We start from the raw sequence: 22,736 nt of genomic DNA, 5'->3' as shown, positions 1-22,736 counted from the left end.
AGTTAAATATGTTATTAGGGCTTATATTGGCAGTTATCGCAGGTGCTTTGGTCAGTCTGCAAACGATATTCAATAATAAGGTGAATGAGCGGACAGGTTCATGGGCCACAACGACATTGGTACTGGGAACAGGGTTCTTGGCTTCCTTGCTCGGGAGTCTTATTTTTGAAGGGAAAAATACATTTGCTTTACAGCATATGCAGCTGTGGTACTGGTTTAGTGGCATGATTGGTGTCGGCGTTGTGTTCTGTCTGGTGCAAGGAATGAAGCGACTTGGCCCTACCTATGCGATCTCCATCGTATTGACGGCACAATTAGGTACAGCCTTATTGTGGGATTCATTAGGATGGCTTGGACTAGAGAAGATTCCGTTTACCTTCAATAAGTTGATTGGTGTATTGGTCATTATCGGTGGTATTCTCGTTTTCAAATTTGGACATGGGCGTACAAAGGAACCACAAGAAAATATTACAACTATACCTGATTCGATGAAGAGCTAAAGAAGGTTGTGACGACCTTAATCCTGCTTGATTGGGGTCCCACTTTCGGAGGGGTATTTTGCATTTTGCAGAGAAGCTGCATCTTAAGCAGGTGCTGCTTTTCGATCCCATAGGCAAAGAAAAATGTTCACGGTCATGTATATATTTTTCCATCCATGATACAATGAAAATATCTTAAAATAGTGCTTTAAGGGCCTAGATATTTGATATATGAGATGATAAATAGATCGGTTACCGTGTTCGGGAACGGTCTTATTTGTGCTTCACGAACCTGATGGAATGCACAGATTGACTTTGGATGAGGTGGAACATAGATGAGTAATACAGAAAATAAAAATGGATCACCTGACGGCTCAGACAGATCCGGCTCTTTGTTGCCTGCCACGCAGACAGGTGAACGGAAAATTGAGCATGTCCGCCTTTGTCTGCAGGAAGATGTGGCCGGACACGGCATTACCAGCGGACTGGAGCGATATAGTTTTAAGCACTGCGCTTTGCCGGAGCTACATTTTGACGAGGTGCGTCTAGATACAACTTTTATGGGGCGCACTGTACGGACACCGCTGCTCATCAGTTCGATGACAGGCGGTAGCGCCGAGACAGGAGCGATTAATGAGCGGTTGGCAGAGACAGCAGAGAGACGCGGCTGGGCGCTCGGTGTCGGCTCCGTACGAGCTGCGGTGGAAAAAGAAGAGTTGGCTTCAACCTTTGCAGTTCGCCGTCTAGCACCTAGCATCCCGATCCTTGCCAATCTGGGTGCAGTGCAGCTGAACTACGGGTTTGGTGTGGACGATTGCCAGCGTGCAGTGGAAATTGCCGGAGCGGATATGTTGGTGCTGCATTTGAACGGCTTGCAGGAGATATTCCAACCTGAAGGGAATTTGGATTTTAGCGGGCTGCTTGAGCGCATTGAGAAGTTGTGTCGTCGTCTTCCGGTGCCTGTAGGCGTGAAGGAAGTAGGCTGGGGCATAGATGGTGAGACGGCATCGAGATTATATGATGCAGGCGCTGCTTTTATTGATGTCGCAGGTGCGGGCGGGACAAGCTGGAGCCAAGTGGAGAAATTTCGCAATCCTGATCCTGTGCGCCGTGCAGCGGCAGAGGCGTTCGCCGATTGGGGCAATTCGACCGCTGATTGTATCGTGGAGGTTAGAGCAGCCCAGCCTAATGGCGCTCTGATCGGTAGCGGTGGACTGAAAAACGGTGTCGATGCTGCGAAAGCACTTGCTTTGGGCGCTGACATGGCAGGCTTCGGTCGCTCTTTGCTTGGCTCGGCGGTCACCTCCAGCGAGGCATTGGAAGCGCGATTGGAGCAAGTAGAGCTGGAATTGCGTACAGTCATGTTTGGCATCGGAGTAGCTGGGATCGAAGGTCTTAAAGAAACGACCAGACTAAGAAAGAAGGCGAACGGATGAGTGGATTCATTAAGTTGGTTCCGATGAACGCAGAGCAGTATGATCGCTTTGAGCAGCGCTCGCTCGCTGATTATGCGGAGGAGAAAATCCAGGCAGGCACGTGGACGGTGGAAGAGGCACCGGAACGGGCAAAGGAAAGCTTTGCAACATTTTTGCCACAAAGACTGGATACGCCCCATGCTCACCTGTACATGCTTGAGTATTCAGGTAGTGTGGGTCAAGGCCCCGAGGAAGCGGGATATATCTGGTTCAACATTACAGAAGGTACGCAAGGCAAAGAAGCTTTTTTGCTGGATATTCTCGTTTACGATTCATATCAGGGGCGAGGCCTGGGTACGTTGACGATGCAGGCGTTGGAACAAGAAGCTCGGAGGCTGGGTGCGGTTCGCATCGGTCTGCATGTATTTGGGCATAATGAGCGGGCTTTACATGTATATCGCAAGTCTGGTTATCGGGTTACGGATATCCAGATGAGCAAGGAAATCTAAATAAAGCTATCTAAATAGGGATGCAGCAAAATCCTAAATTCACAGCCGTATGCTTGCCGCATGTATAGGTTCTCCTATATAATGTGGGTTGGTAAACTAACAGAGGGTATAGCGCATATTTTATATAAACGGGAGTTGTTCTGATTATGGCTTTAAAAGCGGGGATCGTGGGTCTGCCGAACGTGGGCAAATCAACACTGTTTAACGCAATAACGCAGGCGGGGGCGGAATCCGCAAACTATCCATTTTGTACAATTGACCCTAATGTAGGGGTCGTTGAAGTACCGGACGAGCGACTGGATAAGCTGACTGAACTGGTAGTACCGAACAAAACGGTACCAACGGCTTTTGAATTTGTTGATATTGCAGGGCTTGTACGAGGTGCCAGCAAAGGCGAGGGTTTGGGTAACAAGTTTTTGGCTCATATTCGCGAAGTAGATGCCATTGTTCATGTGGTACGCTGCTTTGAAGATGAGAATATTACTCATGTGGACGGCAAAATTGATCCAATCAGCGATATTCAGACGATTAATCTAGAATTGATTCTGGCGGATATCGAAAGTGTAGACAAGCGCATTGATCGTTCCCGTAAGAACATGAAGGGCGGCAACAAGCAGTATGCCCAAGAGGTTGAAGTACTGGAACGGATCAAGGAATCGCTGTATGCCGACAAACCTGCACGTAGCGTAGAATTGTCAGAAGACGAAAAGCTGATTATACGCGACCTTCATTTGCTCACAATGAAGCCTGTATTGTACGCGGCTAATGTCAGTGAAGATGGTGTAACGGAAGCTGACAGCAATCCATATGTGCAAAAGGTACGTGAATTTGCAGTAGCGGAAAATGCTGAAGTGGTACCGATCAGTGCCAAAGTAGAGGCTGAAATTGCTGAGCTGGAAGGCGAAGACAAGGCAATGTTCCTTGAGGAGCTAGGGCTGGCTGAGTCTGGTCTGAACCGTCTGATCAAAGCAGCTTACCGCTTGCTGGGACTGTATACGTATTTCACAGCAGGTGTGCAGGAAGTACGCGCATGGACTATTCACAAAGGAACAAAAGCACCTGGCGCTGCGGGCGTAATCCACTCGGATTTTGAACGCGGATTTATTCGCGCTGAGGTTGTATCCTACGATGACTTGGTCGCTGCTGGATCTATGAACGGGGCCAAAGAACGTGGTCAGCTTCGTTTGGAAGGCAAGGAATATGTGGTGCAGGACGGAGACGTTATGCATTTCCGTTTTAATGTTTAGAATGCATCTCGGCGTATAGCAAACAGGGTTTATATACAAACATATTAGGTCATTGTATATGTGTTATCCGCATGTACTAACTTACTTAGTCGCTGCCTGTCCCGGGCGGCGACTTTTTATTTGATTCGTATTCCTTTTTCCTGATTGAGAGTTTGTTACCAAATCTTTAGCGGAATATTGTTTATTCGACTTCAATTGATTTGTTGATTTTTGCAAAATCCTAAATTAGCAAGTATTTTATGTAGCTAATTAATCGATTAGTTGTTATAATAAAGAGCTGTAGCCAGTGAATTCAAAGCTGGTTTCATATTAATTTAACTGAAGAGGTGAATCGCTTGTTGGACCGATTGCAATCATTGGCGGACCGCTACGATAAACTGAGCGAACTGCTCTGCGATCCGGATGTGGCGAACGATAGCAAAAAACTTAGAGATTATTCCAAAGAACAGTCTGATTTACAGCCTGCTTATGAAGCATATACCGAATATAAAACTGTCGTTGAGGAGCTGGACGCTGCTAAAGCCATGCAGGCTGAAAAGCTTGACGACGAGATGCGTGAAATGGTCAAAATGGAGATCGAAGAGCTGAGTGCCCGTAAGCGGGAACTGGACGAGAAAATCCGCATTTTGCTGCTGCCGAAGGACCCGAACGATGATAAGAACGTTATTATCGAAATTCGTGGTGCTGCGGGTGGGGACGAGGCTGCACTGTTTGCAGCGGACTTGTACCGGATGTACACTCGTTATGCAGATACACAAGGCTGGCGTGTAGAATTGATGGATGCGAACATGAATGACCTTGGAGGCTTTAAAGAGGTTATTTTCATGATTAACGGACGCGGTGCCTACAGCAAAATGAAATTCGAAAGTGGCGCACACCGTGTACAGCGGATTCCGACAACAGAATCTGGCGGACGTATTCATACGTCTACCTCCACGGTTTCCGTGATGCCTGAGGCAGAGGAAGTAGATATCGAAATTTTAGACAAGGATATCCGCGTGGATACTTTCTGCTCCAGCGGTGCGGGCGGTCAGTCCGTTAATACAACCAAGTCGGCGGTGCGTGTAACGCATATGCCAACAGGTATTGTGGCAACCTGCCAGGACGGCAAATCCCAGAACTCCAACAAGGAGAAGGCGCTGCAAGTTTTGCGTGCCCGTATTTCGGATATGATGCGTCAGGAAGAGGAAGCCAAATATGCAGGCGAGCGTAAGAGCAAAGTAGGTACCGGGGACCGCAGTGAGCGTATACGTACTTACAACTTCCCGCAAAGCCGTGTAACGGATCATCGCATTGGTTTAACCATGCACAAGCTGGACCAGGTGATGAACGGAGAGATCGAAGAAATCGTATCAGCGCTCACGATTGCAGAGCAGGCTGATTTGATGGAACAAGAGGTTTAAGTTTTGGGGAACGAACGCGATTGTGTGTATCGGATGCCGCCGGAACGGAACATGAGTGTCAGAGAAGCCTTAGTTGAGGCTTCTTCTTTTTTAGGAAGTTGCGGCGTGTTGGAGCCGCAGCATAATGCCCGCTTGCTGCTGGAACATGTGCTTGGGTTGGAAGGTACGAGGTTTTACGCCGCTCTGGGCGATCCGTTCCCTTCCTCCGTTAAGGAGACGTGGGAACGGATCATCGCCCGCAAAGCTGCGGGTGAACCGGCGCAGTATATTATCGGACGGCAGGAATTTTATGGACGCCCGTTCGCGGTTTCACCGTCGGTGCTGATTCCGCGCCCCGAGACAGAGCTGCTCGTCGAGGCGATACTCCAGCACGGCGACCGGCTGTGGTCGAGCGGTGCTCTGCACGCGCTCGACATTGGCACGGGTAGCGGCGCGATTGCCGTGACGCTGGCGGCTGAGCGGCCGCGCTGGCACGTAGCAGCGGGGGATATTTCTGCTGCTGCGCTTGAAATGGCGTCCCAGAACGCCGCCGCAAACGGCGCAGCCGTAGAATTCCGCGAGGGCGATCTACTGGTGCCGTTTGCGGGAACAGCGGTGGACATCCTCGTGTCCAACCCGCCATATATCCCGGCTGCTGACATCGCTGGCTTGCAGCCAGAGGTGCGCGACCATGAGCCGCGAATGGCGCTGGATGGCGGTCCTGACGGGCTTGGCCCGTATCGGGCAATGCTGGAGCAGCTTGGGCTCCTTCAGGCCCCACCCCGGCTAATCGGGTTTGAGCTGGGGATGGGACAGGCCAGAGACGTGGCTGACCTGCTGGAACAGGCAGGCCATTGGAAGAACATTCTAATCATTCCTGACCTTGCGGGGATCGAGCGACATGTCCTAGGCGTCTTGGAGTAATGCTGCATTTTCTTTTTGCGAGTCTTTCCTTTAGAATAAGAGGAGTATGACCGAGAAACGGCTCAGGGGGAAATCATGCTTCAGAAATTGAAAAAAATTGATGGTCCGGTTATTTTTATTCTGGTTTTGCTCATGGCGATTAGTATCATAACGGTATACAGTGCTGGTAGGGGTCCTACGAACTTGGCAGAGCACGGCAACGATTACCAGAAGATGATCGGGTATTATATATTGGGCTTTGTAGCGATCTTGGGTTTAGCGATAGTTGATTTTCGGATATTCATTAAAAAAGCCTTGTATGTATATGGAGGCGGGATATTTCTGCTGATTCTCGGCTTTTTTGGCGGGACGGTTAATAACTCCCAAGGCTTTTTGAAAATTGGTGGCTTAAATCTCCAGCCTGCTGAGGTATTCAAGCTGGTCCTTATCATTTTTTTGGCGTATATGCTGATTAAAAAGCGCAAGAGCAAGCTGTATTTTATTCAGGATGTCCTTCCAGTTGCTCTGGTGAGCTTTGTCCCATTTGCCATGGTCATGGCACAAAATGACTTGGGTAATGCGCTCGGTTACATTGTCATCGTCATTGGTATGCTATGGATTGGTAATGTGAAGGCATCCCATGCGCTAATCGGATTTATCGTATTTGCAGTCGCCGTTGGTGGCGGGATCAAAGCGTATATTTCGTTTCATGATGAGATTGATTCCTTTATGAAAGGCATTGGACGTAGTCACTGGGTAGAGCGTTTAGACCCTTGGCTGGTACCAGAAGAAGCGACTGCGAAGGCATCTTATCATACGAAAAATGCCAAACTGGCCATAGCTTCTGGCGGGATGATGGGCAAGGGCTTTTTGCAAGGAACCTCGGTACAGTCCGGACGTGTTCCCTATACCTATGCGGATTCTATTTTTGTAGTTGTAGCAGAGGAGTTTGGGTTTGTAGGCTCATCCATTCTGCTATTGCTATATTTTATTTTGATTCATCGAATGATCCTGATTTCGCTGGAATGCCGGGATCGAGCTGGACCATATATTATTGTCGGGATTGTGTCCATGTTGCTATATCAGATTTTTGAGAACATTGGTGCGTTTCTGGGCATTATGCCACTTACGGGGATTACGCTCCCGTTCATAAGCTATGGCGGTACCTCGTTGCTTATTAACATGGCTAGTATTGGCTTAGTTATGAGCATTAAGGTGCATGGTCAGGAGCTAGAGGATGACCTGCCGCAGCCTTCCAGAGTAAGCTTGACGAAGGCGAAAAAAGCCTAGTACAGGTGGGTTGTGGCTTAATATTAATAGTTATTTTTACGAGTTGAAACGGTGCAACAAAAGAGTCCAGATTGTGAAATCTGGGCTTTTTTATATTCCTAGGTGACGATCTAGCTTGCAATAGCCTGAATTATTTTACGAGATTCATAGGTTTAGACTCTCCCAAACCGGACAGACTGATAGACATGATAGAGTTTGGGTTTGGGGGGACGAAGATGAGAAGTTGGATAAAGCAAGCTGCAATGATACTCTTTTGTATTTCAATATTAATGATGTCTTGGGAGGGTCAAAAAACAGATGCAGCTATGACCACGGGGGCAAGAGGAACTTTAGCGTCTGAAGTGGCCACCACAGGGTTGAAGGTAATTCCGCACGATTCCATTCGACTGCGCATTTTGGCTAATTCAGATCGTCCAGAGGATCAGTTGGTTAAGCGCGAAATACGGGATGCCATCGTGCAGCAGATGAATGCGTGGGTGGGTGAGCTGGACAATCCACAAAGCCTAAATCAAGCCAGAGTGTTGATTGACGCACATTTACCTGAAATTGATCGCTTGGTAGGTGAAGAACTGGCTCTTCGCGGTATAGCGTATGATCATCAGGTGGAGCTGGCAAGTGTACCTTTTCCGACGAAAATGTACGGTGGTCTTGTCTACCCGGCAGGGAATTATGAGGCGCTTCGGGTTACACTGGGGCAAGGGAAAGGGCAAAATTGGTGGTGTGTGCTGTTCCCGCCGTTGTGCTTTATTGATGCAGGCAGTGGTGAAGCAGCAGCACAAACTGTATCGGCAAAAACAAGTCATGAAGACAATCGAACGAACGCCGCTGACAAGGAGCCGGAAGTACGTTTTTTCCTGTGGGATGCCCTTACGGGGCTGTGGAACTGGGTGAGTGGTTTGTTTGCCTAAATGTTTCGTCAGCGCTATGGAAAAGAGAACAAGAGTGTAAGTTTCCCCATATGTTATAATGGAACTTACGATAGATATACAGAGGGCAGAGCCAAATCGAACTGATTTGTTAAAGTAGGTTTTGGGGATCAGGGCCATGAAATGGCCTGTATGACAATAAGATATGGGATGATCTGATATGAGTGATAAAGTGAATAAAATGCACGACTTGCACGTAGGTTTTGTGAAAAAAGAGATAGCAGAGCAGGAGCAGGCGTTACAGCCTTCTCATACACACTGGTGGGATGTGAGATGTCTGGTTCCTGTAGAGAGCACGACTGTATCTGCTATCTCGTCTTTTGAGGTGGAAAAAGTGGATTCAGTTGATTCTGTGAACAACACTGACGGGGATGGTTCTGATGAACTTTCAGCTGGACAGGCTCTGATCGCAGCGGAAAAGGGCATACGCGAGGCCGCCGTACTTCTCCAGGCTGGAGAGACGGTAGCCTTCCCTACGGAAACCGTGTACGGACTGGGGGCCGATGCACGCAGCACTAAAGCGGTGGAGGCGGTATTTGCTGCCAAAGGTCGTCCTTCCGATAACCCGCTCATTGTACATATTTCCGATGCTGCTCAATTAAAAGGTATGGTAGTGGAAATTAACGATACAGCCCGAGCGCTGATGAATGCATTTTGGCCAGGACCGCTGACCCTCGTATTGCCGGTAGTGCCGCAGGCACTGTCATCGCGTGTGACAGCAGGCTTGGACACGGTCGGTGTGCGCATGCCGGATCATCCGATCGCGCTGCGCTTGATCACGGAAGCCGGTTGTCCGCTGGCTGCACCAAGCGCCAACCGCTCGGGAAGACCCAGTCCGACTCTAGCACAGCATGTGCTGGAGGACCTGGAGGGTCGCATCGGCGGTATTTTGGACGGAGGTCCCACGGGGGTGGGACTGGAGTCCACGGTAGTGCAAGTGGGTGACGACGGAACCGTCACCATTCTGCGCCCTGGCGGCGTGACGGCTGAACAGCTCGCTGCGGTTGCTCGCGCCGTCGTATTGGACCCGGCGTTGGCTGCCACACCGGGGCAGGATGTCGACAGCCTGGCGCCACGCTCGCCGGGCATGAAGTATACGCACTACGCGCCGCGAGGCCGCTTGAGCGTGGTACAAGGCCCGTCGCCTGTTGAAGTTACGGGCTGGATTCGCGACGCGCTGGCGGAGGCTGCCGCGCGCGGGGAGCGCACGGCGGTGCTCGCGTTCGACGACCATGCCGCCGGCTACGCCGGAGAACGGGTCTACACGCTGGGCAAGCTGGACGCGCTTCATGAGGCAGCGCAGCGTCTATATGGCGTGCTCCGACGCTGCGATGAAGACGGCGTCACCTACATTTTGGCGGAAGCCTGCCCGCCGAAGGGATTGGGAGACGCCGTCATGAATCGACTGCTTAAAGCGGCAGGTCATCGAATTATCCGATTGTAGCTTCTGTAAAGAATGGAGTCTCTTATTTTAATTCCTCCTCTCTCCTCGTCTCTGTTTTGGGTATTTTCAGTACCTGCTTGTACTGATTTGCCCCTTGTCCGCATAACGTGTACAAGAACAGACGGATAATGGAGGGATGGAGTATGCTGGCAGCCTCTGCCGATGCTGGGCAGGTTGTAACGATTCTGATCATGGCGGTAGCGCTAGGGATGGATGCGCTGTCGCTGGGCGTAGGGATCGGTATGAAGGGGATACGCCTGCGAGACGTGCTGCGCATCAGCATTGTGATTGGTTTTTTTCACATCCTGATGCCGTTGCTGGGAATGTTCACAGGCCATTATATGAGTTCTTTATTAGGCCATGTGACGACCTATTTCGCAGGGGGATTACTCATCCTTTTGGGCGGGCATATGGTGTACAATTCCTTCAAGGGAGACGGCGTACACGTATTGGATCATCGGTCGCCTTTGGGTCTTTTGCTATTTGCACTTGGGGTGAGCATTGACTCATTTTCTGTGGGAGTGTCCCTGGGGATGTTCCAGAGTGACCTGGTGCTGACTGTTCTGGCCTTTGGTTTTTGCGGGGGAGCGATGGCGATGCTGGGGCTGTTACTGGGGCGCAAGGTCAGCCGCAATCTGGGGGATTATGGAGAAGCGGTGGGCGGTGCCGTTTTGCTGGCATTCGGCTTTATGTTTATGTTTTGATTTTAACGTAGACAGTGTAAAATAAATACAGGATTTGAGTAATCCTCTGTTTATATATTTTTTCAACATACGGGGGGTGAAGACGTTGAAGAATATCTTATTTGTATGCACAGGGAACACCTGTCGCAGTCCAATGGCTGAGGGGATGCTGCGTAAGTTGGCTGCTGAGCATGGACTGGAACTGGAAGTGCGTTCCGCTGGAGTAGCTGCGATGGACGGGGCGTCGATATCCCGGCATGCAGAGGCGGTTCTACGTGATCACGATATATCCGACCAGATCACTTCAACCCCTTTAAGCGACGGACTTGCCGAGTGGGCACATCTGATCTTAACCTTGACGCAAGGACATAAACAGCATGTCATTCAACGGTTTCCACAAACGGCGGGCAAAGTATTTACGCTGAAGGAATATGTGGAGGACCGTGACGCAGTGCTGAAGGACGTACAGGAATTAGACGGCTTGTATGCTTCACAGCAGTTGATGGCTTCACTTGGACAAGAGCTATCAGCGCAGGAACGTGAGCGAATGATTGAATTACATCAACGGATTCCGGGCTTCGATATCTCAGATCCGTTTGGCGGTTCGCGGGAGGACTACGATGTCACAGCTGCGGAAATCCGTGTAGCTTTGCATAAGTTGCTGGACAAGCTAAAGGGATCTTCCGAATAAAGTCGGTACCATTCCTCTATTTTGTACGGAATCTGTTGATTTTCGACAGTTAATCCGTTAAGATAAGGTGGAAAAATGAGAATCCGATGTAACTGGCGACAAAAGTGGGATTAACCACGATGGAGCATCGGATATACGGCCGGTCGCCTGGGCAAAAGAGCAATTCCACATAGGTGTGGACTGCTCTTTTTTCGTATACGAGCTACAGCAGATCTTCTGTTGCCTTCTTGTTCTTCCATTTTTTCTGCTCGAAATCTGAAACATCGGCTATAATATAGTCAGATTGTGATCAGGAGAGAGTGTGTTGAACTTGGGGCATGGGACCATGCCTAGTCTCTGAGAGGCTGTTCAACCAAAGGAGGTTCCAATGGTAGAACAATTGGATCATGAGATTTCACTCGAAGCACAGACCGCTTCTGTCGTGCGGGAAATTGCAGAAGTGGCCAGTCTTAAAGCTGGTCGCCTGCTGGTTATTGGCGCAAGCACGAGTGAAGTGGCTGGAAGTCGGATCGGCACAGCAGGAGCGCTGGATGTGGCTCAGCAAGTGTTGTCTGGAGTAGAATCCGTTCGCAGAGAGTATGGCTTTGATGTGGCGTTTCAATGCTGTGAGCACTTGAACCGAGCACTGGTCGTTGAACGTTCTTTACTGGAGCGATTAGGCCTGATGGAGGTTGCGGCTGTTCCTGTTCGTACAGCAGGGGGCTCTATGGCTACTGTTGCCTATCGCTCTATGGACGATGCGTGTCTGGCGGCGAATGTGCAGGCTCATGCCGGGATAGACATCGGCGAAACGCTGATTGGCATGCATTTGCGCCCGATTGCCGTTCCGTTTCGCCCAAGCCTTCGCTGGATTGGTGAAGCACGTGTGACGGCTGCGTTCACTCGTCCTCCACTTATTGGCGGACAACGGGCAGTGTACAGTCTGGAACAAGAAGCCGGCGGAAACTGCGATTAGCATTTGGCATGTCGGCATGTTTGTACTGATCTTTTTTGCATTGATGATGAGGTACCCAACAGAGGAGCAGGCATTTGCTTGTATACCCAACAATTTGACCATGGAGAGGGAGTAATCAATCATGATGGAACATCTGCGTAAAAGTGACCCGGCAGTGATGGAAGCAATGGGGCTTGAACTGAAACGGCAACGCCACAATATCGAGCTGATCGCATCTGAGAATATCGTCAGTGAAGCAGTAATGGAAGCCATGGGCTCCGTGCTTACCAATAAATATGCTGAAGGTTATCCGAACAAACGCTACTATGGTGGCTGTGAGCATGTAGATATCGTCGAAGATATTGCACGTGACCGTGCGAAAGAACTATTTGGCGCCGAGCATGCGAACGTGCAGCCTCACTCTGGAGCGCAGGCTAACATGGCGGTATATCTGGCAGCTCTTCAACCTGGAGATACTGTACTGGGTATGAATCTGGCGCATGGCGGCCACTTAACACACGGAAGCCCGGTTAATGCCTCCGGTTTGTTGTATAACTTTGCTGCTTACGGTGTACGTGAAGACAACTTCCGCATCGACTACGATGAAGTGCGCAAAGCAGCCTTCAAGCACCGCCCTCGTCTGATCGTAGCTGGTGCAAGTGCATATCCGCGTACTATCGATTTTGAAGCCTTTGCTTCCATTGCTAATGATGTAGGTGCTTTATTCATGGTGGATATGGCACATATCGCAGGTCTCGTGGCAGCAGGGATTCACCCTAGTCCAGTTCCTCATGCCCAATTTGTGACAACAACGACACACAAAACGCTGCGTGGTCCGCGTGGGGGGCTAATTCTGACTCGCAAAGCGTGGGCGCAAGCGATTGATAAAGCTATCTTCCCTGGTACTCAAGGAGGACCACTGATGCACGTGATCGCGTCCAAAGCAGTTGCTCTGGGTGAAGCGCTCCAGCCATCATTCAAAACCTATGCGCAAAACGTAGTTCGCAACGCACAGGTGCTGGCTGAAACACTGCTGGAAGAGGGAATCAACATTGTATCCGGTGGTACGGATAATCACCTGATGCTGTTGGATACTCGCAATTTGAATATTACAGGTAAAGAAGCGGAGCATGTATTGGATTCCGTGGGTATCACGGTCAACAAAAATGCCATTCCTTTCGATCCAACGAGTCCGTTCGTTACCAGCGGCATTCGTATTGGTACACCTGCTGCAACTTCTCGTGGTATGGATGAAGAAGCTATGGTTAAAATTGGTAAAATTATTGCTGATACTCTTAAAAATCCAAAAGATGATACTGTATTGTCCAAAGCAAGCCAAGCGGTGGGCGAGTTGACAGACAAGTTCCCGATCTATCCAGGAACACAATACTAATTCATCGCCATTCCTTTTAATCTTTATATGATAAGGCTGTTTTCCTTTCGTTAGCGAAGGGAGAACAGCCTTTTTTTGATTCCAGACGACTCGAAACTTACGTTTTTGGGTAATAAGCGATTAAAGTAAGGATTTATGCGCATTTTCCTTCATGATCTACGACAAAGGAGTGATTGCATTGAGCCAAAGAAAATCCGCGCAATTATTGCAGCAGCTCATATTTGTAGGACCGATGGCGTTGTTTTTCGTCTTAATTATGGTCATTCCGTTCCTGTTGGGGCTGTATTATTCCATGACGAACTGGGATGGCGTATCTGAACATGTCCGATGGCTCGGACTAGGGAATTACATTCATATTTTTAAAGATGATCCGGACTTCCGTAATGCATTTTGGTTTACGGTCCGCTTTACCGTATGTGGTGTCATTCTAACTAACCTGGTGGGCTTTTTCCTGGCCTATGCGCTTACAAAGCCGTTGCGTACCCGCAATGCACTGCGAACTGTATTTTTTATGCCTAATATGATCGGCGGCTTGCTGCTCGGCTTCATCTGGCAATTTATATTTGTACGCGGCTTTTCGGCGGTGGGAGAGGCCACAGGGCTTTCTTTTTTCAAACTGCCGTGGTTAGGTGATGGGCCGACTGCATTTTGGGGAACTGTCATTGTGTTTGTTTGGCAATACGCAGGTTATCTCATGGTTATTTACATATCCTCTCTAAATAATGTCCCGCATGCTCTTATTGAATCAGCCCAAATTGATGGTGCGAGCCGAAGACAGGTTTTGCGTCATATCGTGGTGCCGCTTATTATGCCAGCAGTGACCGTCTGCTTGTTCTTGGCGATATCCTGGTCCTTTAAAGTATTTGAGCTGAATTTGGCTTTGACAAAGGGTGGACCATTCAAGGCGACAGAGTCTGTAGCGTTGGACATATATAATGAAGCGTTTACAAATAATCGACTTGGATTGGGAACTGCTAAGGCTATGATTTTCTTCGTGGTCGTTGCGATCATTACCAGCATTCAGGTGCGCCTCACGAAGAAAAAGGAGGTCGAAATGTAATGGAAAAAACATCGAACTATCGTTTGAGCACATGGGTAGCTGAAATATTGCTTATTGTGATTGGGTTGATCTTTCTAATTCCGTTCTATTTTTTGCTCGTGAACTCGGTTAAATCTTTTGGAGACATTTTGGCTCATTCCGCTTCGTGGCCGACAACCTTCCGTTTTGAAAACTATGCTAACGCCTGGAATAAAATAAACTTTCCCACAGCACTGGGGAATTCACTGATCGTCACCATCGTCAGCAATGCGCTTTTGCTGCTGATCAGCTCGATGGCCGCCTACCAAATGGTTCGGCATGATACTCTTTTTAATCGGTTCCTGTTCGGGCTGCTTGTGGCTGCGATGGTCGTACCTTTTCAATCGATTATGTTGCCGCTTATGGAAGTGTCCAACGTATTGAGCCTGAACAACAGCATACCAGGACTGATTTTGTGCTATCTGGGTTTTGGAGCGCCTTTATCAGTTTTTCTGTTTCATGGTTTTATTAAAACGGTGCCTATTGAGGTTGAGCAAGCGGCGAGAGTAGATGGTTCCTCTCGTTACGGGGTGTTCTTTCGCATCGTTTGTCCACTGTTGCTCCCTATGTTCGTGACCGTACTTATTTTGAATACGTTATGGATCTGGAATGATTATCTGCTGCCTTCGCTCATTTTAAATGATCCTGAGCTGCGTACGATTCCGATTGCGACCTATATGCTGTTTGGTCAATATACCAAGCAATGGGACTTGGCGTTGCCCGCACTGGTGCTCGGAATCACGCCGATCGTTGTGTTTTTTCTGGTGATGCAAAAATATATCGTTTCTGGCATTGCGGCCGGAGCGGTTAAAGGCTGATGGGAGGGTTATCGGATGAAAAAGACAGTGCTGCTTGTCATCTCCCTGATGTTGCTGCTTACGTGTATGCTTGCAGGTTGTGGTAATACAAAGGCTCAACAGAGTGGGACCAAAACGATACACATTTATCAATTCAAAGTGGAGATTTCGGAACCGTTGAACAAACTGAAGGCTGAGTATGAAAGAACGCACCCTGGTATCAAGCTGGATATTCAATCTGTCGGTGGGGGTACGGACTACGGTGCTTCGTTGAAGGCTAAATTCGCCTCAGGCGACCAACCGGACATTTTCACGAATGAGGGTTACCAGGATCGTGATACGTGGTTTGAGTATCTGGAGGATTTGTCGGATCAGCCATGGGTGAAGGACCTGGACGATTTCGCCCGTAAGCCGATGACGGTTAACGGTAAGATTTATGGACAGCCTATGAACCTGGAGGGATTTGGTTTTGTTTATAATAAGGATTTGTTCAAAAAAGCGGGTATAACCAAATTGCCTCAGACGTTAGATGAATTGGAGGAAGCAGCCAAGCGACTGAAAGCAGCAGGGATTATCCCTTTTGCTAACGGCTATGCAGAGTGGTGGGTTCTGGGAAACCATTTTATCAATATCCCCTTTGCCAGACAGCCGAACCCGGAAAGTTATGTTGCGGATTTAAACCAAGGAACTGCTCGCATTCCTGGTAACCCCGTGTTCGATCAGTGGGTGAAGTTGCTTGACCTGACTTTAAAATATGGAAACCCCAATCCGCTCACAACGGACTACAATACACAAGTGACACTGTTTTCAACAGGCAAGGCCGCTATGATGCACCAGGGGAACTGGACGCAGCCGCAAATAGATGGAATTAATCCTAACTTGGATTTGGGTATTCTTCCTACGCCTATAGACAATAATTCTTCTACTGGAGACAAACTGGCTGTGGGAGTGGCCTCGAACTGGGTTGTCAACAAAAACTCGCCTGTGAAGCAGGAGGCAAAGGAATTTCTCAACTGGCTGGTCACATCAGAAACAGGCAAGCATTATATTACCAAGGAGTTTAAGTTCGTTCCTGCCTTCAAAAGTATCACGTCTAGTGACGAGACCACAGGTGATTTGGGTGCGGAAATATCTCGACACGTGAAGGAAGGCAAGATATGGAGCTGGAACTTCCAGCGCTTTCCAAAGGGGCTAAATCAGGATTTAAGCAGTAGTATACAAGCCTATATCGCAGGCGTTATTACGAAGGACGAAATGCTTCAGCAATTTCAGGGAGCGTGGGACAATCTGAAGTATAGATAAGCATAGATGAAAGAGCTTTCCGATTCATTTATCGGATAAGCTTTTTCATTTGCATATTATTGTATATAAATTGCTTTTATTCAAAAAAATATTCATTTGAGAGAATGATCACATTAATATGGAATGAATTGTATTATTATATGTTAAGAGATTTGAAAGTCACAAGGCGAGGGGCTAGTTTATGGATTATATTAAACATCCGATAACGCTAAAATTACTAGGACGTATGTGGATGTTAATCCGTCCTTATAAAGTACAATTTTTAGTGAATTTAGGTGTGATCATAGCTTCAGTTATATTAAGTCTTGCTCAGCCTTTATTATGGGCAAAAATTCTTACTTCCTTATACGATCAAAACCTAAATGAACTATACAAATTCACATTATATTTTATAATATTTTTTTTAATTCAGACCCTGGTGAATATCGGAAGAGCGCATTTTTTTTCGTTTTTAAATGAATCTATTATATTAAACTTAAAACAAACGTTATATAAGAAAATAATGGACTTATCAATTTATGATTTTGACAAAATAGGTGTATCTGAGTTTATTTCTAAGTTACATAATGATACTGAGATAGTTGCTGACGTCATTGTGGGTAAGTCGGTGCACTTTATCGTGAATTTACTAACGTCTTTGGCTATAGGCGTAACTCTTTTTTTCATTGAGTGGAAATTAGCTCTCTTAATTGTTGCGCTAATTCCAATTTTATATTTGATTATAAGGTTATTTTCTAAGCATATTAAAGGTAGAAGTACTGAAGCTTCTAGTATTAATGATTATATATATTTCATAGTACAGCAGTCTTTAATTGGTATTAAGGAAATTAGAAATCTTAATATACAAGATCAGAATTTAGTTAACTTTGGTACTGCTACGGAAAAACTTAAATTAAAAAAAATCAAAATTGTACATTTGCAGGCTATTTCTCAAAACCTCGCTCAGATTGTTAGCTTCATTATCCAAATTCTTATAATTTTGATAGGTGCATATCTTGTTGTTGAAACTAAAACATTATCTATAGAAATTTTTATTGCTTTAAACACATATTCATTTCAATTAATTAATTCATTAATGCAAATTACAGAATTCAATGCTGATTTTCAAAGATTAATTGTATCACTTGAAAGAATATTCGCTGTTATGGATAGAAAAGATTACAACTTGGAATTAAAAAAGGTAGAGATAACGGATAATTTAATTGGAGGAATAAGTTTCACAAATGTGTCTGTATCCTATGAGACGGAACGTGTAATTCTTGATAATGTAACCTTTGAAATATCACCTTTCTCCAAAACAGCAATTGTAGGAAGAAGTGGTGCTGGAAAATCAACAATTTTCAATATATTACTTAGATTTTATTCACCTTTAAGTGGTCATATATATATTGATAATTATAACTTACAAGAAATTGATGAACTTAGTCTTAGAAAGTATATTACGCTTGTTCAACAGGTGCCTTATTTTTTTGGTGGATCAATAAAGGAAAATTTGCTTGTCGCTAATCCTGATGCCGCTGTTGATGACCTTTATGAAGCGTGTAAAAAGGCCTACATACATGACACTATTATTAATTTGCCGAATGGGTATGAAACTATAATTGGTGAAAACGGTTCCAATTTATCGGGTGGCGAAAAACAAAGGCTTGCAATTGCAAGGGCAATATTAAGAAATACTAGGATTATTTTGTTGGATGAACCTACTTCTTCTGTAGACAATGAGTCACAGTACTTTATTAATAAGACACTTAACTTACTTTCTCATAACCATACAATAGTCATTATAGCGCACCATCTATCTAATGTTATTGATTGTGACAAAATTATCATCCTTGATAAGGGAAAGGTTATTGAGAGTGGTAACCATACTAGTTTAACTAGTAATAAAAATTATATAGATCTGTTTAGCTCTGAAATGTCAATCTAATAATAAGGAGGAAGAAGGTGATTCAAAATAATACTTTTGCTTTTAAGCCTGTCAAAGTTGTTGTTTTAGATAGCGGAATAGATACAGACAAAGGAGGACTCGTAGAGCATGTAAAGGAATCTATACACTTCAGTTTGGATATTAATGGTATTGTATTGGAGAAAAAACAGTTTTCATATAATAACGATCATGGAACAGCGGTCGCAATGGCCATCAAGCATATCACGCCGAACGTTGAATTTATAAGTATGAATATACTAAATGAACAACTAAGATCTGACGGAAGAGTATTACTATATGCTTTTAAGAGGGCAATAGATTGTAATCCCGATATTATACACATGAGTTTGGGAACGAAAAAATTTAGGTATGCAAAGCCATTGAGAAAATTGGCGTATGAAGCTAGAGAACATGAAGTCTTTGTTGTAGCTGCTGCTAATAATAATAAAGTTAGATCCTTACCTGCTAGATTAAAGAATGTTATTGGAGTCTTGGGTTTATCTAATTTAAATCCTGAAAATTATTGTTTTAATAATAAATATTTTTATGCTTGCGATAATGTTAATGATGTTAGGAGAATTGGCGAAATTCCAAATTATAAGTATTTAACGGGTTCCAGTATAGCAGCAGCCTTCATAAGTGGTCATATAGCCAGATTGATTAGCAAAAGAGAATTTAGGTATGATGAAATAAATTCATTAATAGAAAGAGGAATTATGGGAGGGAAAATATGAGTACACTGAATTATATGTTAGGTAAAACAGTAGAAGAGTGGAGAGCAGAAGAAGGAAAGCAAATTACTTTTTGTGTTACTGAGGACTGCAACTTAGTTTGTAAGTATTGCTATATAGTAGGTAAAAATCATAAGAATAAAATGACATTCGAAATTGCCAAAAAAGCGGTTGATTATATACTGAGTCATCCGGAAGATTTCCCAGAAAAAGCGGTGATTTGGGACTTTATTGGAGGTGAGCCATTTCTAGAAATTGATCTAATCGATAAAATTTGTGATTATATAAAATTTCAGATGTATCAATTGAATCATCCTTGGTTTAACAATTATCGTTTTAATTTCTCGTCGAATGGTCTTTTATACCATACACCTAAAGTTCAAAAATTTATTAAGAAGAACCATAGTAAGTTGAATATTGGAATTAGTGTAGACGGAAATAAGACCAAACATGATATGCAAAGAGTTTTTCCTGATGGTAGTGGTTCATACGATCTTGTGAAGAATAATATTTCGTTGTGGCAAAGTCAGTTTCCAAATAGTCACACTAAGGCTACCTTTTCGCATGATGATTTACCACATCTTAAAGATAGTATAATCAGTTTGTGGGAATTAGGAATAAATGATGTGTCAGCAAATGTAATATTTGAGGATGTGTGGGAAGAAGGAGATGACCAAATTTTTGAAGAACAACTCAAAGATTTGGCAGATTATATTTTAGATCACGATCTATGGAAGGATCATAATGTAAGGTTCTTTGAAGAAAATTTAGGTAAGCCACTTGATGAGGAAAAGCTAAAACAGAATTTTTGTGGAGTTGGGAAAATGCTTGCTATAGATTATAAAGGTGACTTTTTCCCGTGTGTCAGATTCGTCGATTACTCCTTAAGCAACAGACCTGGATACTCCATAGGTAATATACACACTGGAATTGATAAAAACCGTTTAAGACCTTTTATGTTACTTAATCTTCAAAATCAAAGTACAGAAGAGTGTATCAATTGTGAAGTTGCTTCTGGATGCGCATGGTGTGTGGGACATAATTATGATACTGCATATACAGATACCATATTTCAAAGGGCAACGTTTATTTGTAAGATGCATAAAGCGAATTGTAATGCGAATTATTACTTCTGGAACAAGTTCGAAAAAAGAACAGGAATAAAGCCATCAGTATCAGTGCCAGATGGGAAAGAGAAGTATTTAATATTTTTGGAATCAGATCATATAACAACGCATTGTTCATACAAAAGTAAAATTGGATTAGAAAGTGAATATATGGATGAGAAGACTTATAAGCTTGGGTTGCAGTTTTGCGAAAACCAAAACTTAACGCCTATTCTACTAGGAGATTTTCCTTACGCTGATGCATCAATACTACGAATGAGTGAAACTAATTATCACCAAGGTAATAAATTTATACAAATTTTCGATAACGATATAAATCAAATTCAAAATACACAAACAGATAAAAATGATAAGAAATTATGCATTCTCAAGATAAATAAGGAGAATATAACCAATATTGAAGGGTTTATTAAAGGTTTAAAGCTTAACTTTAATAGAATTAATCTTATTTTAGATGATATCGAACTTTGGAAGAAAGAAAACTTGGACAGTTATGAAAGAGAGTTAAGAAAACTCTCCAAGATAATAATTGAAAGTTACAAAGAGGGGAGCCCCTTGGAGATTAATGTACTGACTGATATTTTAGAACTGGATAAAATGTGTAACTGTGGTGCTGGAGAGAATACATTCACACTTGCACCTAATGGAAAAGTTTATATGTGCCCTGCTTTTTACTTTGAAGACTCTAAAAGATATGTTTGCGATCTTGAGCTAGATAAGAAGTTGATAACAAATGAATTAGTGGGCTTGGAACAATCACCATTATGCAATGGATGTGATGCATTCCACTGCAGCAGATGTAAATATTTGAATCATAAACTCACGAATCAAATCAATGTGCCCTCTGAGATTCAATGTATCATTAGTCATATTGAAAGGGAAAGTTCGGTTCAAATTAAAAATTGTCTGGAGAAAGAGGGGATAAAATGTAGAAATAGATTAAACAGTGTAGATTATTTGGATCCTATTCATAAGTTTCATAAAACAAAGTTAAAGCAATTGATTAATTAATAACTTTATTTAACTAAGGGGTGCAAATTATGAAAAATGAAATGGTTGGAGTCGTACTAGACTCCGAAAAAGAGGAAATCTTACAATTGTATGAACGAAAAACTGCATTGCAAGAACTAATCAATTCTTTTAATGATGCTGCAATGATTCAAGATGATTTATATGAAAGGATTGTAAAAGATCTCGGTCAGACTATGGTAGCTATGGAGAACTGGTGGTCTTGTACTTCAAAGAAGTATCAATGGAAAAGACACCCTAACTCTAACTGGACCATTGATTTTAATACTAATGAAATAAACTTGGTGATGAGTGAAGTAAATGCTTAATGGTTAGACAATTACTCCTGAAAGGAGGTGAAAAATATGAGAAACTTATTTTCCAAAAGAAATGTTGGAAATAGAGAAGATGTTCAAGGCTATTGTGGAACATGTAGCTTTTCCTGTACAGGTGGCTGTGCAACCACATGTACTTTTTCATGTAGTTCAAATTGCACGTATACATGCAGTGGCAAAGCAGTATGGTAGTATTATAATTATCATCAATAAAGACTCTGGCAAGAGACTGTCACTTGACAGTCTCTTGTTCATTGAACTGTATATTGAGTAGCACCTATATAATGATATACTAATTTAGGTTTATGATTTTTCTACATATACAGCCTTTAGTGTAAAAGCACGATTAGAATGATATAATGATTAGGATTTATGAAGGATACTTGCTAACTTATTAAAAATAACACAGTATCTGAAGAAGCAACGGAGGGAATATATTATGGCAAAACTGGTGGTTTGCGATCACCCTTTGATCCAACACAAACTTACATTTATCCGCGATGTGCGGACCAACACGAAAGATTTCCGTGAACTGGTTGATGAAGTAGCAACTTTGATGGCTTATGAAATTACAAGAGATATTCCGCTGGAGAGCATTACGGTACAGACTCCAGTTGCTGAAACTGAAGGTAAAGTGATTTCTGGTCGTATGTTGGGCCTTATCCCGATTTTGCGTGCAGGCCTGGGTATGCTGGATGGTGTCGTAAAGCTTTTGCCGGCAGCAAAGGTAGGACATGTGGGATTGTTCCGTGATCCTGAGACATTGCAACCCGTAGAATATTATACGAAGCTGCCTACGGATGTAACTGAACGTGAATTGATCGTAATTGATCCGATGCTTGCAACAGGTGGATCGGCGATCGCAGCGATTGATGTGTTGAAAAAAAGAGGCTGTACTCAAATTAAAATGATGAATCTGATTGCCGCTCCTGAAGGAGTGAAAGCTGTGCAGGATGCGCATCCTGATGTAGACATTTATGTCGCTGCACTGGACGAGCGTTTGGATGATCATGGTTACATCATTCCGGGTCTTGGGGATGCGGGAGACCGCTTGTACGGAACTAAGTAGACTGCTTTTAGCGGTTCGGCACAATCTATGGACGCTAAGACAGATCATCTATCTGAATCACGGAAG

The 22,736-nt window shown here is 44.6% G+C and carries 22 protein-coding genes and 1 riboswitch; all 22 genes read left to right on the top strand.

Annotated elements, in window-relative coordinates; all coding sequences use genetic code 11:
* Positions 1-8 precede the first annotated feature (8 nt).
* The 22 genes from MKX36_RS23035 to upp all read left to right on the top strand — a co-directional run bounded on the left by MKX36_RS23035 (position 9) and on the right by upp (position 22,670).
* The gene (locus tag MKX36_RS23035; RefSeq protein ID WP_016822866.1) at positions 9-500 is read left to right on the top strand and encodes a DMT family transporter; all 492 of its coding nucleotides are present in this window, start codon (positions 9-11) and stop codon (positions 498-500) included.
* Between the two features lie 314 nt (positions 501-814).
* Positions 815-1,915 (top strand): type 2 isopentenyl-diphosphate Delta-isomerase, encoded by a 1,101-nt coding sequence (gene fni, locus MKX36_RS23030; protein ID WP_290409794.1) that lies wholly within the window; start codon positions 815-817, stop codon positions 1,913-1,915.
* Complete coding sequence (locus tag MKX36_RS23025) at positions 1,912-2,403, top strand: GNAT family N-acetyltransferase (protein ID WP_290409795.1); 492 nt, start codon at positions 1,912-1,914, stop codon at positions 2,401-2,403. The genes fni and MKX36_RS23025 overlap by 4 nt, the downstream gene beginning before the upstream one ends.
* A 146-nt stretch (positions 2,404-2,549) precedes the next feature.
* Positions 2,550-3,650, top strand: a complete 1,101-nt coding sequence (ychF, locus tag MKX36_RS23020; protein ID WP_016822869.1) for a redox-regulated ATPase YchF — start codon at positions 2,550-2,552, stop codon at positions 3,648-3,650.
* 335 nt (positions 3,651-3,985) lie between these two features.
* The gene (gene prfA, locus MKX36_RS23015; RefSeq protein WP_013373454.1) at positions 3,986-5,053 is read left to right on the top strand and encodes a peptide chain release factor 1; all 1,068 of its coding nucleotides are present in this window, start codon (positions 3,986-3,988) and stop codon (positions 5,051-5,053) included.
* A 3-nt stretch (positions 5,054-5,056) separates the two neighbouring features.
* Complete coding sequence (gene prmC / locus MKX36_RS23010) at positions 5,057-5,956, top strand: peptide chain release factor N(5)-glutamine methyltransferase (RefSeq protein ID WP_290409796.1); 900 nt, start codon at positions 5,057-5,059, stop codon at positions 5,954-5,956.
* A 75-nt stretch (positions 5,957-6,031) separates the two neighbouring features.
* On the top strand, positions 6,032-7,225 hold the full coding sequence (locus MKX36_RS23005) for an FtsW/RodA/SpoVE family cell cycle protein (RefSeq protein WP_013373452.1): 1,194 nt from the start codon (positions 6,032-6,034) through the stop codon (positions 7,223-7,225).
* Positions 7,226-7,440: 215 nt separating this feature from the next.
* The gene (gene spoIIR / locus MKX36_RS23000; protein ID WP_290409797.1) at positions 7,441-8,133 is read left to right on the top strand and encodes a stage II sporulation protein R; all 693 of its coding nucleotides are present in this window, start codon (positions 7,441-7,443) and stop codon (positions 8,131-8,133) included.
* 178 nt (positions 8,134-8,311) lie between these two features.
* The gene (locus MKX36_RS22995) at positions 8,312-9,595 is read left to right on the top strand and encodes an L-threonylcarbamoyladenylate synthase (RefSeq protein WP_290409798.1); all 1,284 of its coding nucleotides are present in this window, start codon (positions 8,312-8,314) and stop codon (positions 9,593-9,595) included.
* A 143-nt stretch (positions 9,596-9,738) separates the two neighbouring features.
* The gene (locus MKX36_RS22990; protein WP_016822873.1) at positions 9,739-10,299 is read left to right on the top strand and encodes a manganese efflux pump MntP; all 561 of its coding nucleotides are present in this window, start codon (positions 9,739-9,741) and stop codon (positions 10,297-10,299) included.
* 85 nt (positions 10,300-10,384) lie between these two features.
* Positions 10,385-10,969, top strand: a complete 585-nt coding sequence (locus MKX36_RS22985; RefSeq protein WP_016822874.1) for a low molecular weight protein arginine phosphatase — start codon at positions 10,385-10,387, stop codon at positions 10,967-10,969.
* Positions 10,970-11,047: 78 nt separating this feature from the next.
* A riboswitch (ZMP/ZTP riboswitch) is annotated at positions 11,048-11,129 on the top strand.
* Between the two features lie 207 nt (positions 11,130-11,336).
* Positions 11,337-11,924 carry a TIGR01440 family protein gene (locus tag MKX36_RS22980; protein WP_016822875.1) on the top strand — a complete coding sequence of 196 codons (588 nt, stop codon included), beginning with the start codon at positions 11,337-11,339 and terminating at the stop codon, positions 11,922-11,924.
* Positions 11,925-12,045: 121 nt separating this feature from the next.
* On the top strand, positions 12,046-13,296 hold the full coding sequence (gene glyA / locus MKX36_RS22975; protein ID WP_090888764.1) for a serine hydroxymethyltransferase: 1,251 nt from the start codon (positions 12,046-12,048) through the stop codon (positions 13,294-13,296).
* 178 nt (positions 13,297-13,474) lie between these two features.
* Positions 13,475-14,356 carry a carbohydrate ABC transporter permease gene (locus MKX36_RS22970; RefSeq protein WP_019688821.1) on the top strand — a complete coding sequence of 294 codons (882 nt, stop codon included), beginning with the start codon at positions 13,475-13,477 and terminating at the stop codon, positions 14,354-14,356.
* Positions 14,356-15,192, top strand: coding sequence for a carbohydrate ABC transporter permease (locus MKX36_RS22965; RefSeq protein ID WP_123797734.1), 837 nt, complete (start codon positions 14,356-14,358; stop codon positions 15,190-15,192). Before MKX36_RS22970 ends, MKX36_RS22965 begins: the two co-directional genes overlap by 1 nt.
* 15 nt (positions 15,193-15,207) lie before the next feature.
* Positions 15,208-16,473 carry an ABC transporter substrate-binding protein gene (locus MKX36_RS22960; protein ID WP_044786158.1) on the top strand — a complete coding sequence of 422 codons (1,266 nt, stop codon included), beginning with the start codon at positions 15,208-15,210 and terminating at the stop codon, positions 16,471-16,473.
* A gap of 181 nt (positions 16,474-16,654) precedes the next feature.
* A complete protein-coding gene (locus MKX36_RS22955) occupies positions 16,655-18,400 on the top strand; it encodes an ABC transporter ATP-binding protein (RefSeq protein WP_290409800.1) in 1,746 nt (581 codons plus the stop codon).
* Between the two features lie 17 nt (positions 18,401-18,417).
* Positions 18,418-19,134 (top strand): S8 family serine peptidase, encoded by a 717-nt coding sequence (locus tag MKX36_RS22950; RefSeq protein WP_177189494.1) that lies wholly within the window; start codon positions 18,418-18,420, stop codon positions 19,132-19,134.
* Complete coding sequence (locus MKX36_RS22945) at positions 19,131-21,269, top strand: radical SAM peptide maturase, CXXX-repeat target family (protein WP_090888753.1); 2,139 nt, start codon at positions 19,131-19,133, stop codon at positions 21,267-21,269. Before MKX36_RS22950 ends, MKX36_RS22945 begins: the two co-directional genes overlap by 4 nt.
* A gap of 29 nt (positions 21,270-21,298) precedes the next feature.
* Complete coding sequence (locus MKX36_RS22940) at positions 21,299-21,595, top strand: CXXX repeat peptide modification system protein (RefSeq protein WP_090888749.1); 297 nt, start codon at positions 21,299-21,301, stop codon at positions 21,593-21,595.
* Positions 21,596-21,674: 79 nt separating this feature from the next.
* A complete protein-coding gene (locus MKX36_RS22935; RefSeq protein ID WP_177189493.1) occupies positions 21,675-21,875 on the top strand; it encodes a hypothetical protein in 201 nt (66 codons plus the stop codon).
* A 165-nt stretch (positions 21,876-22,040) separates the two neighbouring features.
* On the top strand, positions 22,041-22,670 hold the full coding sequence (gene upp, locus MKX36_RS22930) for a uracil phosphoribosyltransferase (protein ID WP_013312332.1): 630 nt from the start codon (positions 22,041-22,043) through the stop codon (positions 22,668-22,670).
* Positions 22,671-22,736 lie beyond the last annotated feature (66 nt).

This window comes from Paenibacillus sp. FSL W8-0439 (genome assembly GCF_038008995.1).
In the GTDB taxonomy this organism is placed as follows: Bacteria; Bacillota; Bacilli; order Paenibacillales; family Paenibacillaceae; genus Paenibacillus; species Paenibacillus polymyxa.
The sequence above is the reverse complement of the archived record's forward strand: the minus strand, read 5'-3'. Positions and strand labels throughout refer to the sequence as shown.

Bases quoted from the DNA above. Each gene is read 5' to 3' on its own strand.
- MKX36_RS23035 (WP_016822866.1), top strand. From the start codon at position 9: ATGTTATTAGGGCTTATATTGGCAGTTATCGCAGGTGCTTTGGTCAGT.
- fni (WP_290409794.1), top strand. From the start codon at position 815: ATGAGTAATACAGAAAATAAAAATGGATCACCTGACGGCTCAGACAGA.
- MKX36_RS23025 (WP_290409795.1), top strand. From the start codon at position 1,912: ATGAGTGGATTCATTAAGTTGGTTCCGATGAACGCAGAGCAGTATGAT.
- ychF (WP_016822869.1), top strand. From the start codon at position 2,550: ATGGCTTTAAAAGCGGGGATCGTGGGTCTGCCGAACGTGGGCAAATCA.
- MKX36_RS23005 (WP_013373452.1), top strand. From the start codon at position 6,032: ATGCTTCAGAAATTGAAAAAAATTGATGGTCCGGTTATTTTTATTCTG.
- spoIIR (WP_290409797.1), top strand. From the start codon at position 7,441: ATGAGAAGTTGGATAAAGCAAGCTGCAATGATACTCTTTTGTATTTCA.
- MKX36_RS22995 (WP_290409798.1), top strand. From the start codon at position 8,312: ATGAGTGATAAAGTGAATAAAATGCACGACTTGCACGTAGGTTTTGTG.
- MKX36_RS22990 (WP_016822873.1), top strand. From the start codon at position 9,739: ATGCTGGCAGCCTCTGCCGATGCTGGGCAGGTTGTAACGATTCTGATC.
- MKX36_RS22980 (WP_016822875.1), top strand. From the start codon at position 11,337: ATGGTAGAACAATTGGATCATGAGATTTCACTCGAAGCACAGACCGCT.
- glyA (WP_090888764.1), top strand. From the start codon at position 12,046: ATGATGGAACATCTGCGTAAAAGTGACCCGGCAGTGATGGAAGCAATG.
- MKX36_RS22965 (WP_123797734.1), top strand. From the start codon at position 14,356: ATGGAAAAAACATCGAACTATCGTTTGAGCACATGGGTAGCTGAAATA.
- MKX36_RS22960 (WP_044786158.1), top strand. From the start codon at position 15,208: ATGAAAAAGACAGTGCTGCTTGTCATCTCCCTGATGTTGCTGCTTACG.
- MKX36_RS22955 (WP_290409800.1), top strand. From the start codon at position 16,655: ATGGATTATATTAAACATCCGATAACGCTAAAATTACTAGGACGTATG.
- MKX36_RS22945 (WP_090888753.1), top strand. From the start codon at position 19,131: ATGAGTACACTGAATTATATGTTAGGTAAAACAGTAGAAGAGTGGAGA.
- MKX36_RS22940 (WP_090888749.1), top strand. From the start codon at position 21,299: ATGAAAAATGAAATGGTTGGAGTCGTACTAGACTCCGAAAAAGAGGAA.
- MKX36_RS22935 (WP_177189493.1), top strand. From the start codon at position 21,675: ATGTTCAAGGCTATTGTGGAACATGTAGCTTTTCCTGTACAGGTGGCT.
- upp (WP_013312332.1), top strand. From the start codon at position 22,041: ATGGCAAAACTGGTGGTTTGCGATCACCCTTTGATCCAACACAAACTT.